General features: G+C 53.1%; 22 protein-coding genes. All 22 read right to left on the bottom strand.

The annotated features are described in order from the left end of the window. Nucleotides 1–51: 51 nt before the first annotated feature. On the bottom strand, nucleotides 52–435 hold the full coding sequence (locus tag HB664_RS16290; protein WP_213388953.1) for a hypothetical protein: 384 nt from the start codon (nucleotides 433–435) through the stop codon (nucleotides 52–54). Further along, complete coding sequence (locus HB664_RS16295; protein ID WP_219939811.1) at nucleotides 432–872, bottom strand: HK97 gp10 family phage protein; 441 nt, start codon at nucleotides 870–872, stop codon at nucleotides 432–434. Before HB664_RS16295 ends, HB664_RS16290 begins: the two co-directional genes overlap by 4 nt. Before the next feature lie 396 nt (nucleotides 873–1,268). Continuing rightward, nucleotides 1,269–1,619, bottom strand: coding sequence for a hypothetical protein (locus tag HB664_RS16300; protein WP_219939812.1), 351 nt, complete (start codon nucleotides 1,617–1,619; stop codon nucleotides 1,269–1,271). Further along, nucleotides 1,619–1,792: a hypothetical protein gene (locus tag HB664_RS16305; protein WP_219939813.1), complete on the bottom strand. Its 174-nt coding sequence runs from the start codon at nucleotides 1,790–1,792 to the stop codon at nucleotides 1,619–1,621. Before HB664_RS16305 ends, HB664_RS16300 begins: the two co-directional genes overlap by 1 nt. After that, the gene (locus tag HB664_RS16310; RefSeq protein WP_219939814.1) at nucleotides 1,789–2,067 is read right to left on the bottom strand and encodes a hypothetical protein; all 279 of its coding nucleotides are present in this window, start codon (nucleotides 2,065–2,067) and stop codon (nucleotides 1,789–1,791) included. Before HB664_RS16310 ends, HB664_RS16305 begins: the two co-directional genes overlap by 4 nt. Beyond that, the gene (locus tag HB664_RS16315) at nucleotides 2,067–2,447 is read right to left on the bottom strand and encodes a hypothetical protein (protein WP_049047691.1); all 381 of its coding nucleotides are present in this window, start codon (nucleotides 2,445–2,447) and stop codon (nucleotides 2,067–2,069) included. The genes HB664_RS16310 and HB664_RS16315 overlap by 1 nt, the downstream gene beginning before the upstream one ends. 2 nt (nucleotides 2,448–2,449) lie before the next feature. Next, nucleotides 2,450–2,851 carry a hypothetical protein gene (locus HB664_RS16320; protein WP_219939815.1) on the bottom strand — a complete coding sequence of 134 codons (402 nt, stop codon included), beginning with the start codon at nucleotides 2,849–2,851 and terminating at the stop codon, nucleotides 2,450–2,452. A 9-nt stretch (nucleotides 2,852–2,860) separates the two neighbouring features. Further along, nucleotides 2,861–3,937: a major capsid protein gene (locus tag HB664_RS16325; RefSeq protein WP_219939816.1), complete on the bottom strand. Its 1,077-nt coding sequence runs from the start codon at nucleotides 3,935–3,937 to the stop codon at nucleotides 2,861–2,863. Between the two features lie 11 nt (nucleotides 3,938–3,948). Further along, the gene (locus HB664_RS16330; protein WP_219939817.1) at nucleotides 3,949–4,389 is read right to left on the bottom strand and encodes a hypothetical protein; all 441 of its coding nucleotides are present in this window, start codon (nucleotides 4,387–4,389) and stop codon (nucleotides 3,949–3,951) included. Between the two features lie 3 nt (nucleotides 4,390–4,392). After that, on the bottom strand, nucleotides 4,393–5,781 hold the full coding sequence (locus HB664_RS16335) for a DUF2213 domain-containing protein (protein ID WP_219939818.1): 1,389 nt from the start codon (nucleotides 5,779–5,781) through the stop codon (nucleotides 4,393–4,395). A gap of 71 nt (nucleotides 5,782–5,852) precedes the next feature. After that, nucleotides 5,853–6,179 (bottom strand): hypothetical protein, encoded by a 327-nt coding sequence (locus tag HB664_RS16340; RefSeq protein WP_219939819.1) that lies wholly within the window; start codon nucleotides 6,177–6,179, stop codon nucleotides 5,853–5,855. 37 nt (nucleotides 6,180–6,216) lie between these two features. Continuing rightward, the gene (locus tag HB664_RS16345) at nucleotides 6,217–7,218 is read right to left on the bottom strand and encodes a phage minor head protein (RefSeq protein WP_219939820.1); all 1,002 of its coding nucleotides are present in this window, start codon (nucleotides 7,216–7,218) and stop codon (nucleotides 6,217–6,219) included. Next, nucleotides 7,145–8,614 carry a DUF1073 domain-containing protein gene (locus HB664_RS16350; RefSeq protein ID WP_219939821.1) on the bottom strand — a complete coding sequence of 490 codons (1,470 nt, stop codon included), beginning with the start codon at nucleotides 8,612–8,614 and terminating at the stop codon, nucleotides 7,145–7,147. Before HB664_RS16350 ends, HB664_RS16345 begins: the two co-directional genes overlap by 74 nt. A gap of 12 nt (nucleotides 8,615–8,626) precedes the next feature. Next, nucleotides 8,627–9,925, bottom strand: coding sequence for a PBSX family phage terminase large subunit (locus tag HB664_RS16355; RefSeq protein ID WP_219939822.1), 1,299 nt, complete (start codon nucleotides 9,923–9,925; stop codon nucleotides 8,627–8,629). Further along, entirely contained in the window at nucleotides 9,909–10,376 is a 468-nt protein-coding gene (locus tag HB664_RS16360; RefSeq protein ID WP_032141944.1) for a DUF2280 domain-containing protein, read from the bottom strand. Before HB664_RS16360 ends, HB664_RS16355 begins: the two co-directional genes overlap by 17 nt. A 32-nt stretch (nucleotides 10,377–10,408) precedes the next feature. Beyond that, a complete protein-coding gene (locus HB664_RS16365) occupies nucleotides 10,409–11,047 on the bottom strand; it encodes a putative metallopeptidase (protein ID WP_219939823.1) in 639 nt (212 codons plus the stop codon). Nucleotides 11,048–11,159: 112 nt separating this feature from the next. Next, entirely contained in the window at nucleotides 11,160–11,714 is a 555-nt protein-coding gene (locus tag HB664_RS16370; RefSeq protein WP_219939824.1) for a hypothetical protein, read from the bottom strand. Nucleotides 11,715–11,879: 165 nt separating this feature from the next. Continuing rightward, nucleotides 11,880–12,089, bottom strand: a complete 210-nt coding sequence (locus HB664_RS16375; RefSeq protein ID WP_219939825.1) for a hypothetical protein — start codon at nucleotides 12,087–12,089, stop codon at nucleotides 11,880–11,882. Nucleotides 12,090–12,176: 87 nt separating this feature from the next. Continuing rightward, complete coding sequence (locus tag HB664_RS16380; RefSeq protein ID WP_085841683.1) at nucleotides 12,177–12,581, bottom strand: DUF2513 domain-containing protein; 405 nt, start codon at nucleotides 12,579–12,581, stop codon at nucleotides 12,177–12,179. 31 nt (nucleotides 12,582–12,612) lie between these two features. Then, nucleotides 12,613–13,074, bottom strand: a complete 462-nt coding sequence (locus tag HB664_RS16385; protein ID WP_219939826.1) for a lysis protein — start codon at nucleotides 13,072–13,074, stop codon at nucleotides 12,613–12,615. Next, on the bottom strand, nucleotides 13,071–13,565 hold the full coding sequence (locus tag HB664_RS16390; RefSeq protein WP_219939827.1) for a lysozyme: 495 nt from the start codon (nucleotides 13,563–13,565) through the stop codon (nucleotides 13,071–13,073). Before HB664_RS16390 ends, HB664_RS16385 begins: the two co-directional genes overlap by 4 nt. Further along, nucleotides 13,543–13,767, bottom strand: coding sequence for a class II holin family protein (locus tag HB664_RS16395; RefSeq protein ID WP_001752682.1), 225 nt, complete (start codon nucleotides 13,765–13,767; stop codon nucleotides 13,543–13,545). The genes HB664_RS16390 and HB664_RS16395 overlap by 23 nt, the downstream gene beginning before the upstream one ends. Nucleotides 13,768–14,005: the final 238 nt, after the last annotated feature.

The following is a 14,005-nucleotide window of genomic DNA, read 5'->3' on the forward strand; positions in this document are numbered from 1 at the left end:
TTTGACGTATAAAAGAAAACCCGCCGAAGCGGGTTATTTGGTTGGGAATGGCTATTCGCCGTAAGTGCAGGCGAACTGGAGTCGGAAGACTATTCGCCCTTCTTCTGTGAGCACCGGCGCGGGAATTGCGCCCATGTTCTGGATGTAGCCGACGCACTCGTCAGCCATGGGGTTGGCCTGGACGTAATCGACGATGCGCTGCACGGCATTGAGTGCGTCTTTGCGCTTATCTTTTGCGCCTACGACGTCGACCAGGACGTGATATTCAGATCCGAGGTCAGTTCGAATATTCGACCCGCCATTTGGCCTGAATACCATGATCGCCTTCGACAGGTCGTCCGGGTCGTCGTACATCAACTGCTGCACCGTGAAGCCTGTCGTTAGCCCGGCATCGCCGAACATATTGCGCACCCGCTCGTGCATCATGGGTGTCATAGCGAAAGCTCCTTGCGCATCACTGCGTCGACATTGTCGCGCTCATCAATCGCGCCTTTGGTCAGGAATTGCGGTTCACCGTGCGGATCCCAGTAGTTGCCCGTTCCGGTCCCGCCGCCGAACTGCTGCCCGGCACGAGTAGTACCAAAGTGCGCGCGCGGCTGGCCTTTCAGCTTTCCTGACGCCTCATGAACGTACGCGGCATAGTTGGCAGAGTAGCCGATTCGCCCGGTGATGAGAACGCCGCCAGCGTCGATCTCCCGGAACTGGCTGTTAATCAGCGTAGAGGTGTCGATCGGGGTGTAATAGGCCGCACGGGTACCGATAAGCATCATCGCCGACTGCAATGCGCGAATTACCTTGCGCCCCTTCACGTCGTTGATGACATCGTTCAGGTGCTTCTTCGCCCGGCTGATGCCCTTCACTTTGATACCCATGGTTGTCTCCAGGCAATAAAAAACCCCGCCTGAGCGAGGTTTAGTATCATTTAATGATGAATCAAAAAGGGAGCATTGCGCGAATTTCTGTGTACCAACTATGAAAGACAGGTAGGTCATCTAAAAACCAGAAACCTAATCCAAGCACTGCAGCGCTCATCATCATTTGAGCAATAACGCTGAACCAGAATTCAATAGGTTTAGTGTCTTTGCGGATATACTCCTTCCGCATCGTCCCCTTAAAGGTTTTGGTGTAGACACCTCGTCGCAAAAAGATTATCGACTGAACAAACATAAAGGGGCATGTCAGAAAAATTGCGCACACCGTGAACCAAAATTGAAAGCCCATCACCTGTCATTCCATTTAATGTTTTGGGCCATTATTGCACAGGTTTATCAAACTCCCGTCAGGATGGCGTAATCATCCGCGAGGCGCTCGAACGTGTCGGCGTAACGGATAACCTGCCGCACCTCATCGGCACCGGCTACAACCGGGTCGGCTTCGGTCGAGACGCCAATCAGCAGGTAATCCCCCGCGGCCGCCAGCGCGAACTCCGTCCAGACGGTATTTTTCACGACGATTTCACCGCCCAAACTGACTAACTTCTTACTGAGCCCGCCCTCGTAATCACAGAGGATTTGCTGAGGCTCGGCATAGCCAAGCGGATCGCCGTATTCGTCATTGCCTTCCAGCTTTCGCCAGATGGTCGCCGTGGCTGTATAGCTCCAGTTCGCTACCGATGACATCAGCCATCCCTCCAGCGCAGCACCTTCGCGCCAGTCGCCCGGATGCGCTCGCAGTTGATATGCCACTCGCCGTCCGACTTAACGTAGCCGGTAGTCTCCCGCCCTGTGTCGGTCATCACCCAGACGCGGGTAAACGCACGCGGAAGGCCGTGCTTAACTGATTTGTACGTCATGACAATACACCTACCACTGTGAAACCGGTAAGCTGTCCGTCATCGTCATACACAGTCGCGGCTCGCCCAGCTCCCGGCTTAGTCATGGCATTCATAAAACCGACAACACCCATGGTGATGACGCCATCGCGAGACTGAGAGCAGACGAATGGAATATCGCTTTCGAGAAATGCGTCGTTGCATACCACTCGATGATTTACCAGGCCAGCAGCAGCCACAGGGTCCGTGGTGAATAGCTGGTTGAGCAGTTCGACAATTTGTTTCGCTTCAAGCATCAACACCCTCCTACAACCATGAACAGGCCGACGCTATTACCTGCGCTGATCGGCAACTCACCGGTGCATCCGCTGGTATCGAGACGGGCCAGCGAGTCGCGCAACCAGGTGATACTGTCGTCACCATATTCAAACGAGCGGGACGCGCCAGACGGCGCACCCTGTGATTTGATGCGGCGCGCGCCGGACGACGTAGCCATAAGCGCGGCCGCGTACATCAGGATCAGCTTAGCGGTGCACTCGTCATAACCCGCGCCCTCGAGGCACGGGATAATCTTGTTCACCACGCAGAGAATCGGATCCAGCAGCGCGCCCGGGATGGAGTAACCCAATTCACCGAGGAACGCCTGCACGTCTGCCGCTGTGATTGGATCAGCCATGGTTATTTCGCCTTCTTGATTGCTTCCGCCAGTGCGTTTTCTGCCTCTTCAGCGCGTTTGTTCGCCGATTCCAGCTCAGCAGCATGCGCCTGCTTCAGCTGCTCAATGGCATCAGCATGCTCTTTGTCTTTTGCATCAGCGCCTGACTGGGCATGCTTCAGCTGCTCAAGGGCATCATTGAGTTTTGACTGCAAATCGGATGCACCGGATGCCACAGGCACAGAAGGTGTCGCCACTTCAAAGACGAGCTTTTCACCCTTCTTCTCGGTGGATTTCTCTACCTTGCCCTGCTCAATCCACTTTTCAGCGATCGAGTCATCAACATCATAAACCTGTCCAGCCTCCAGCTTTTGAAGGCTGGCACCGGCAAAGAGGTTTGCTACCAATACCTTTACGAGTGCCATGTTGTTTCCTTAGCTCGAAGCGTGAATAACAGAGTAGTGACCGTTGATGTCCTGCTTGACCATCAGGCCAGCAGCGCCCCAGGTACGCCAAACGTAATCTGAGTTGTAGAACTGACGCGGATCAGCGACGGTACCGAACGCCTGGCCGACGATAGGAGCAATCACGCCAGCCTGCAGCGGCACGATTACGATTTCGTTTCCGGTCAGCTCGGCATCTTCTTTGATTGCCTCGATGCCTGACAGTTTGGAGATCTCCTCCAGCACTGTGCGGAGAGAGTTCACATCGAAGTACTGTTCCCAGTTGGACATGATTTCGCTGGAGACGTACCACGTCTGCTGCCCGTACTGCATGTTTTGCAGCTTGAGGACGTCACGCAGGGCGATCGCCGCAGCACGCATGGCTTTCGGGTCGGTGCTTGTTGCGAAGTTAACGGTCAGTGTCACCTGCGCCACACGCTCATCGTGACGTAAACCCTTCCAGGTCTTGTCATCGAATTTGATGTAGTTACCGGCCGCATCGCGGAAACCTTCCCAGATGTAGTCGACATACTGGCGACGCACATCATCAACAGATCCGGCCTGAGCATCAGCCAGTGATGAGAGCGCGGAGCCTTTATTGAATACCGGGTCACGCCAGTTGAACTTAAAGCCGCTGTCGTGGATCGGCACCATGGTGCCATCGAAGGTGTAAGACTTCGCATCCAGCGCGGCACCAATCTGACCGGACATGGAAGTATGCGCCCAGCCACGGCCGCCGGTGCGAGCATACTCGTACACAGACTCTTCAAGACGAACGGAGCGAGACAGCGGCATCAGGTCGTTCAGCAGCGTGAACTCAGTGTTCGGCTCGAACTGCTTCAGCACAGTCTGGTCATAGGCCTTGTACAGACGGCGGATATCGTCGACTGCGTTTACCGCATCCAGTACCGGGGCATTTGCCGCTTCACCGCGAACGCGGGTACGAGCAATAAAGTCTGCCACGGCCTGAGCGCTGGAATTACGAGCGAACGTCAGTTCATTGAACTGAGCCATGTTGGCTTCGAGGTTCCCGGTTTCGGTCGCCTGCTTAGTGGAAAATACAAACATTCAGGTGCTCCTTATTTAATGACCACGCGCAGGAGGTCACCTGCCGTTGCAATGGTGTATGAGCGGTCTTCTTCTACGAAGCAGCGGACCGATTCATCAGTACCGACAGCTTTAACACGACCGTTGGCCACAGAGAGCGGCTGCCCTTTTGTGTAAGTACCTGCTGCAGCGGGAACGTTGAAGAAAACGCCTGGGGTTGGGTGGAAAGCAACAACCCAGTCGCCAGCCTTGATGACGTCGTCTACGGTTTTGCAACGCAGGTAGTCATAGTTGGCTACGTAGAGGATCGCGGCTTCATTACCATCCACGGAGGCGGTGAATTTCTTCGTGGTGTTGTCGAAGAAACCAATCGTACCTGGAGGCGTATCAGCGGCTGCAGCACCTTCACGGTGAAGCTGTGGATTTGCGAAGATACCGCCCGCATGAATTACGTGTTTTCCGTCTTTAGCCATTTTTTACTCCGGCATTTCGCTGACTGATTGGGTATTGGTTGCCTGGTGGCGGAATGCACCGTTCAGGCCGAAAGATGTCTGGCACTTGGCGTACATGGCATCGAGCGCCTTGCCGTCCAGATCTGCGACTTCTTCATCGCTCATGTTCATCGCCAGTTTCACAGCGGCGCGCTTTTCGCCTTTCTCTTTGTCGGCGTTAGCGCTCAGGCTGTTGAAAACGACATCCACGCGATCGGCGAGTTTCTGCGCCCACGCTGGCATCTCTTCGTTATTGGTGGCCTGCTCTTTTTTCTTGGGCTTGCCGGTTTCAGGGTCGATTTCTTCATCGCCTTTTTTCTTGGCGGTGGCCTCTTCGGCCTTCATCTGGTTGTATGCGTCCATCAGCTCGGCGTCGGACTTGCCTTCAGTCGGCTTACCAGCGGCTTGCAGCGCATTGATAATCAGTTCTTTCATCGGATCGTTCTCTCCGTTGGTTTTAATCTCGTACTCAGTGGGTTTGCGCACGACTTCTACAGGTTCGCCGACGAACACGGCCTTGCCGTCGTCATCGATGAGGTACTTCTGCTTCAGGTATTTGGTGTCATTGCGGTAGATGAAGCTGTCCGGCCACACCGTTTCAGGCCAAAGCCACTTATCTTTCGTGTCGCCCTCGCGCAGCTTGTCGCTGATAGCGCGGGAGATGTCGTCGAAAGAGAAGTTGGAGGCATTGGTGAAGAAAAATTTGGTCTTGTTGAGCAACCCGTCGCGGGTGCAGTCGATTCCGTCAGCCAGGCGGGCAACTTCAATCTGTTGCTCATCACCTTCTGAGTTAACGAAGATGCCCACGCCCTCTTCCGGCGTACCGGCACCAGGCTCATCGAGCAGCACCGCCACATGGTCAAACATCATGTTGGTGGCGATCTCGTTGTACTTCTTGCCCTTCGACTCGCCGTTGGCAGCGATGCCGGAATACAGCAGGCCGGTGGAAATGTGGATAGGGTCGGAATTGGTGCCGGCCAGCATTTCATCCAGGCGGTTGATCAGGCGCTTGCCCTTGTCGCTCGACTCGGCGTACTGGCGGTTAACGTACATGTCGCCCGTCACCTTCCCGTCTTTGTGGCTGACGTTCTGCAGCCAGGCCCCGACGTGGTATTCATTCACTGCCCGGACATCGCGCGCCGATACATGCTTGCCGTCCACTTTCGGATGGCCCAGCGGCATCGGGTTACGCTCAAGCGTGTTGTAGGCCTTTTCGATTTCTGCTGCCGGGTACAACTTCCGGTTCATCACGATATCGTCCACGACAGGCGTGATGCCGCGAACCACGATATGTGGCTTGCCGTCGATGGTTTCAGTGGTGATGTTTGAAGCGGAGTTGACGACGGTCAGCACGTTAACGCGGTTGCGTTTCATGCTGGGTCCTCATAGGTGGATTTCAGGCAATAAAAAAGGCCGCCGTGGCGACCTTTACATTAAAGTTGTGCTTAGAATGAAGTCTTAAAAATAACCTCAATTTTATCAGACATCACCCCATTCGAAAGATCAGAGTGGATTTTAACATCAAGCAAAGTCCCTTCAATTGGGTTTGCTTTCTCGCCAATCCAAACCCAAATGGTCTGGTTTTTTAATTTTATGAGATATTGAGCACGAAGCTTAGTATCTTGTTCATTCTCACCTTTGGCGGTGATGGAAATGATGTTCTCATTTTCGCCGTTTTGTGAGTTGAATGCTGTGATAACTCCCACAGGGCCAGCATTGGTTGCTGTTTGGTTTGAAGGGATACCAACAAACAAAGTAGTATTGAAAAACATGAGCTCTCCTTATTAGTTAATGCTCATGTTCGTTATATCATGAACTTACCTTCCACTGCTTGCGTTCCTTCGCCAACTTGTCAGCCAGCCCTTCGTTGAAGATGCTGCCGTCGTCGTTGAGTAGCACCGGAATCTGGCTGCAATAGCAGTTGTATCGGTTACCGTTTTCAGCGTAGAAGTCCCGCACCTCTTCGGTGGTGTAGACCTTGCCATGACGGCTGGCGTGCCATGTACGCGTCGTAGGCTTGAGCGCTGACAGCCACAGCAGACCGGTATTCAGCCCCAGCCGGTCAGCAGCCCAGTCCGTTTCGTTCCATTGCGCCTGCCGCAGCGCGCCTACCTGCTCAGTCTGTGCTATGGTCTTGGCCTTCGACATCGACACATCGAGGCGCTTGCTGATGACGCTGGCCGTCTTGCGAGGATTAACGCCGCGCGCGACCGCATCAGTGATGATGTTGGTCAGGTCTCCGCGGGCGGTGTCGCTGATGACCTTCCAGTCACTGAACGTTGTCAGCCTGGCCGCCGCTATCTGATTAAGGTGACCGGGACTGCTTAAAAGCTGCTGCAGCGTCGTCTGGCTGGCGTACACCTGCGACTGCTGCGAGAGGTTGTTGAATGCCTCCAGCGTGCCGCGCTGCGCTTCTGCGACGACATAATCCATCGCCCAGAGGTTTTGCTCGCCACCTTCCAGCAGGTAATCGTCGAGAATCGACTGCACCGCCTCCAGCAGGTCAGCCAGTTCCTGCGACGACATGTCGTAGATGAACTTGCCGGCGTTTACCTGATAGAGCCGCATATCCTCGCCATGGTCATGGCACAGGAAATGCCAGTTATGGCTGTTTACCTCTCGCTCTCGCCCGGTAAGGCGCTGGTCGAACAGAGCTTTCAGCGCGCGCTTGATGCCGAGATACCGCTCTTCGATATCCCGGTACATCGCGGTTACCTGCTCTGCCGAACGGGTAGGGTCAACCTTGCTGCGCGGAACTATAGGCAGCCCCACCTTTGCCGTCTGTTCTGGTGTCATCGGCCAGTGGATCATCGGTTGTCACCTTCTCTTCCGGTTTCGGTGGCTCTTTCGGCTCAGGCAGTGGGTCAAGCCCAACAATCTCGCGCAGCTCATTTGCGGTAAACGGTGCGTCTCCACCATAGTAAGGCGTGGTTTTCTGCACGATGTCAGCGAGTTTCGAAGCATTCTCGATCTTCTCTTTCTCGCCGGGAGCCAGCAGGTCGCTCCACGAGATAGTGACCTCGCCTTTAGTAGGTGGGTCAATAATTCCCAGCGTCCAGAATCGCTCCAGAAGCGCGGTAATCCGGTCTGTCAGGAAGCCATTGCGTCGCGTGTTACGTCGGATAGCCCAGTCTGTTTTGTCCTCGTCGCTCGCCAGTCGTCCGGTCTGCTGACCGAACAGGATGGTGAACGGGATCTGTACGGAGGCGGCCAGTTCGTTCGCGGTAACCTCCCAGGTCGGCCCCGGGTCGCCGGGCGTAACGCTCAGAACGCGCATCTGCCCGGCCTGCATCACGGCGGCCGCATCGGTGCCGCGGTTCAGCTTATTGACCTTGTCACCCATCGCTTCGCCAAGATCGGCATAGCCAGCCTGTTTAGCCTGGTCCGCCAGCGTGTTCATGTCGGTTTCTTTGCTGAACTCGACGGAGATCTGACGGCTGGCGTTCTTCAGGAAGCCCTCGGCGCCACCGCCGGAAATCTTCTCGATATCGAGGCCTTTGTTGAAACCAGCCTCCAGCAGCGGGATGCCGGACAGGACGTTGTCGTCTTCAGATCCTTCGCAGAACAGGATGACGCGGCTCGGGTGTACCGGTTCGCCGCGCATCGGACCGACAAAAGGCTCATCACCAACCGGCTGCTCGTTGAAGTTGAACATCTTCGGCTGGCCGAACGTTTCTGACTGACGGTCGTTATCCCATTCGGCGACAGTTAACTGCGGCTCCCATACCGGGATAAGTTTTACCAGCGCTGACTCGCCGAGTCGTTTTACTAAAGCAGTATCGACTTCCTGATCCCAGTTCCGATTGTCTTTCACCTGCAGCAGGAGCGCTGAGTAACGCCCAACCATATTGCGGCGATCGGCATCCTTCACCTTCGGCCACAGCTTCTTCATGAACTTGGTGACTTTCTTTTCCCAGGCGTTTGTTTTCTCCGCCTCCTGAGCTTCATCACCGTCCACAATGATTGGGTAATCCTGCCAGCAACCATCCAGCAAACGATGCACCACAGCGAAGCCAGCGGCGTTGCGGCGGTACATGTTGTAGAAGTCGTTGAAGGTGATCGTGCGCGGGTAGCCAAATTCCTGGTAAAGCGTCGGTCGCTTCGTGTTCCCGCCACCGATGCCGATGGCGGTCAGGTAATTCGCTCGCCTCATTTCAGTGGCGAGGTTGTTCACAGCCAGTTTAAGGCCGTTATCTTGTTCGCTCACTGGCGATGCTCCTTAGAAGAATACTGCGCCGACTTGCGCTTTGTGCTTAATGTACCCGTCGAGACCGTACCGGACGCCATCCCAGCAGTGGTTATTTTTGTCTTCAATAACCGGCAGAACTTCACCAGTGATACGGTCTGTTTTGTACGAGTAAAGCCGCGCCTCTTTCGCTGTTTCTTTGCAGCGAGGATGGATGATGATCTTCTTAAACCCACGCAGGCAGGTGATGCCGTCCTCTACGCTACCCTGCCACTTCTGAGCGGCGGAGATATTGAACCCCTGCCCTTTTATGTGGCTGATAGTCTCAGGGCGGGAGTTGTCGGCTTTGATAGGCCATTTACGCGCTTCAGGGATGCCAGGGAATTTAGCTTCATCTGTAACCTTCCAATCGGCAATTTGCTTCTGCGTGGCGTCGGTTTTCCCGGCGTAGAACTTCCACATGTCGTCGAGCTCAACGCCGTTTCCGTAAGCCTCGTATTCGATGTAGAGGTTGTTATCCAGGATAAACATGCGAATAAGCGTGCTGGGGTCTTTTGCGAATCCGAAGTCGGCGCCGAACAACAAGCGCTCTGATTTCTGCCAGAGATCGTCTTCGAAGCTCTGCACGACGTATTTGTTTGCCAGCACCTGCTTGTCGGAGTTTTCGAGGTAAGCGCCTTCCCAGATCCACGCATAGTCTGCGTAATCGAGGTTTGCCAGGTCTTCCTGCCTCTCCTCCTCGAGCACCGCAGGGAACCATGGATTGTCCACATAGTTCATCTCGACGATCATCGAGCTTTTTGGCGGGTTCTTTCTGAAGAGCTTATCGGTGGCGCTGCCGTCTTTCTCCGGGTTCCATGTGACCCATATCTCTGAGCCTTCTTCACGAATTGTCGGGCGAAGCTTTTTCCACGCAGTGGCTGATACAGACTCGGCCTCATCAACCCAGGCCACAAGAATGCGCGCTTTGGATTTGATGCTGTCGAGGTTATGGCGAAGACCACAGAATACGTAGCTGACTCTGCGGTTCTTTGTCCGGATGTATTTCTCGCCGATGTCGAAGTAATCATCAAGCCACGGAACGGAGCGAATGGCCTGTTTCACCTCCTCCATGGAGGACTCTTCAAGCGAGTTCATGTATTCGCGTGCACAGAGGATCACGCCACTGATATTGGCCTCTGCAGCCTGGTACGCTTTAACGGCGGTCATTAGTGCAAACGTGCGCGTCTTTGCGGAACCGCGCCCACCATGAGCCCCACGATAACGAATGCCTTCTGTCGCGAATACGGGTACTAATTTTGCGGGTATCTGGAGTTCAACTTGGCTTTCCATTGGCTGGGTCAACTCCTACCAGGCGAATTGTCGTCGGTCTCGGTGACATGCTGCCGTCCGGGCTGGTGTGCTCGACCTTCTGTTTGTTGCTGTACGCGTCGCCAACCTCTTTGGCGGCCTGCTCCATCAGAGAAGCAGCCAGAGCCATGTTTCGCATGCTCTCAGCTTTCGTCATCATCCGGTCAAGCGCACGTAGACGATAGGCTTTGTTGGCGATCGGAATGTCGCTTAATTCGGTCTGGAAGCGTTTACGGGTTTCGTGGAATAGCTCAACCCACTTCTGCGCCAGCCCCCTGCCGTTTGCTTTCGTCGGGTCATGGGATTCGACCTGCTGACGAGTGATGCTCAGGCCAAATTCTTTTTTGACCAGCTCAACCACCTGGGATGGAGTATCGAAGCAGGCAAGGGACTGAACGATGAAGGCTTTGACCTCACCTTTCAGTGTCGCCATAGATTACCTGCCTGTCATAATCAGTCATATTGTTAGGCCAGCTTTAACATGCATGTGCCGCATGACCTGGCTATATCGATGTGAGCCACTTCTGCTGGCGCATTGGCCGCATCAACGAGCTCCTGTACTTCTTTGCTGGCACCATAGCGACGTACGACACCAGTGAATTCTTCGACGTCGTGGCCACGCAGTGTAAGCACTGGCTGCCCGGTCTCTTTGTTGAACTTCGGCGCGCCGAAATCATCAGTGGCCTGTGCGATGTGGTAAAGCTCATGCTCTACCAGTGCGCAGAACTCGAGGTCACTGCATTGTGAGCAGTAGTCGGCTGCCAGCGTGATGATGAACTTCGGGATTCGACCGAACCATTCATGCATCTGCTGTTCCATTCTTGCTTTCTGCCATCCACCGGCGCGGAGCATTACCTGCTCGGCTTGGCCGAGGACATATCGCCCCTTTTTGGCGAATGAGTCTGACGCCCACATAAAGCAGAGATCAGCCTCTAGCAGGTGTTCGTGGTCAGGGTTATGGATGCTGCCGGTATCGCTGAGGATTTGGCGATTTATCCACTCATGCACTTCGTTAGCTGGGATCAGTCTGGTGTATGGCTGCCAGTTGTCGGAGGCGATGAAGTTAACTGGCGGATATGGCCTATGCTCGTTTTGGTTATGCATAAGTCTTTTCCTGTAAAAAAACCATAAAAAAGCCACCCAGAGGTGGCATTATCCTGTAAAAAAGCAGTTCAACAATTTTGCGATAATTAAATTTAACCTTTTGGAGTAAAGGTTAATTTTTGTATATTTCAAGCTCTTCCAATAATTGTTTTAATGCCTGCTCAAGTAAAGTTTTACTCTCTTCGTAGGTATAATACCCCTTATAATTCTGATCTATTTCCTTCAGGAGCGTTTTCTGTTTATCATTAAGATCGTCTTCAATAGCATGCCCCAAATATTTGAGACTCAGATACAATTCCGAAATTTTTTCATGCATAGCCCATTCATTAATATTATCTTTGAATCTGGCATGAACTTCGATATTCTCTGAACGAGAACAAATAAACCCTCCATTTACATTACTCTTTGAGAATTTTTCTGGCATCAGTTCAAGCTCTACGAAGAACTTACTTGCAGCCTTTTTTATTTCACGTTTAGCGCTTACTTTCTCTTGCGACCTCCAAGTATTCATTGCATAAATAGCCGCACAAAAAGTCGCAAATGAAACTACAGTTGAAAATATAGAAGAGATTGAAGCAGTCTTCGTCCAACTCACTGCTTCCCACGCCGCACTAGCAGAAGAACGAGTGGCTTCCAACATTTGTAAATCTAAGTAATCCTTTAACATTTGGCTCCCCTTATAGAATTTTACATATTCTATAACATTCACACCTAAGTGCTAGAGGAAGGATCACCCAATTTTACAGCCCCTTACTGTACGGGCCTGTAGATAACCAATTTGCAACCTAACTATATGTATCATTTTATGAGGGTCGATACATTTACTCATTGATTACTTAATTTCTTCTCCAATTGGCTGCTCGGCTGGTAATGGCGTGAACTGCACGCGCTTTACGTCTGCAGGTGTGAAATACAGCCACTCGCCCGTCTCGGTCGCCAGCGGAACGAAGCCATTAACCAGCTCAGGTTGACGTCGTGACATCTTTCCCGTGAAGGTTTCGCCTGTTTGGGTGGTTAGCGTGATTTGGTAGATGTCGGACATTGAGAGCCTCTTTATCCGCTTACGGGGATATTGCCATTACGATGAGCCTACCTATAGTGATGACAACAAAAAACCGCCCGAAGGCGGTTAGTCGAATATCTTATCAAGTTGCTTGTTTAGGGCTCGGTTAAACAGCTCTTTTGACACTGTCATTAAAGTACCCATGCTCGCATCTTTAAAGCCTGTTTTCAGGGTGGACCATACCTCTTGGTTTCTAAGTGCATCCAAAAAATCATGCCCTATCGCAGTCAACCTCAGTGGCATTACAGCCCAGTGAGTAGAGCCATCTAAAGAACCAAAAGCACCAAACCCTGGCTCGCCATCACTTCTGACTATCAGCCCTCTATCCTCCAGCAGGCGCATATGGAAAACAAAGGTGTCAGTTTCACAGTTGAAGCCAAGCTCATTAAGGCGAAGGATATCCGTATCAGGTGAGTCAGAGGCCTCAAATGCCTCAAGCAACCCTTTAAGATAATCTTGATCTATTTTCATAACCCCTCCGTTCAAAAGGGTTAATTTAGCATCAATTCAAACATTGCTCTTTGACGTAATCCTGCAAATATCCAACCTGCTTCATCACTGTGACGATTCTCTTTCTGAGGGTGAAATAATCCCGTTCAGCGGAGTCAGTAAGTCGGGGGCTGGAAGCATCGCCCAAGCCGCCGGGGCCGGTCGTTCCGTTCGCGGGACAGTTTGCGTTGAGCTGCAGCCGCTTACGGCCAGCAATGACATCGTTATGCAGACGCTCAATAATTTCTTTCGCATCAGCCAGTTCTCCGGTGTATTTGGCATCCAGTGCAGCGACATCGCGCTGGCGGGTCTGCATGTCTTTGATGGTGGCGTTCGCAAGGCTGAGCTTTTCAGTTGCCTTATCGCGCTGGTCTTTGTAGGTGATGGCGCTGCCGCGGTAGTGGTTAATGGTCCAGGCCATGGAAACCAGCAGGCAGATAACGACAGCGCAGATAATTGCGGTTAATCGGCTCATTTCTGGCCCCACTCGCAAACTTCACGCTCAATCTCGCGTCGGGTGTTCAGTCCCTTCCACTGCTTGCCACCGGCATACGTCCAGCGCTGCAGTTCTTTGCATGCCCCCGGCACATCACCAGCGTTCAATTTCCTCAGCAGCGTGGAACTGGCGAAGGCACCAGAGCCAACGTTATAGGTAAAGGAGTAAAGAGCAGCGCGAGTTGGCTCAGGGATGCGAACCTTGATCAGCGGGTCGATGGCGTTTGCCACCTTTCGCAGATCTGCCTTAAGCAGGTTGTCACACTCTTTGTCGGTGTAGCGGTGGCCGCGGCGAATGTCGGCGCCGGTATGCCCATCGCAAACAGTCCAGACGCCGACCACATCCTGATAGGCGTAATAGCGCCGCCCTTCCAGCCCATCCGCATTGCCCAGCATTACTGCCGCAATGGTGATTGCTCCGGATCCGCCAACAATGGCACCAACCAGCTTATTCCTGAGTGTCGGGTTCATCTCGGCTCCTGCTGCGGCGGTTGTCTTCGCGGATCTTGAAATAGAGATTTGTCAGATACGTCAGTACGGCAATGATGATACCCACCAGCACGCCGATAGCGTTCCACTGCTCGGGGCTGTAGGCATTAAGCATGCCGTTGAGGATGCTCCCGGCTGAAGCGCCATAGGCAGCACCAGTGGTTATTTTTTCCATGCGATACATGCTCTCACCTCGCGTAGTTAGCGGGTGCTGTGTGAGTTTGAAAAGGGTCAGGCCCTCGGGACGATTTAACAAGTAGGCGTGTCGATGATGGTTCCCGGAGCCTGAAATAAAAAAACCGGCAATAAGGTCCGGGAAGGCGTGGGTGCGCAAAGTCCATGAGGGATTCAAGGCTGAATGAGTAGTTCTATTTAAAATCAGATACAAAATCAGCACTCTTAACTAAAGTCGAATTCTGAAT

The organism is Enterobacter sp. DNB-S2 (assembly GCF_019443845.1).
GTDB classification, from domain to species: domain Bacteria; phylum Pseudomonadota; class Gammaproteobacteria; order Enterobacterales; family Enterobacteriaceae; genus Enterobacter; species Enterobacter asburiae_B.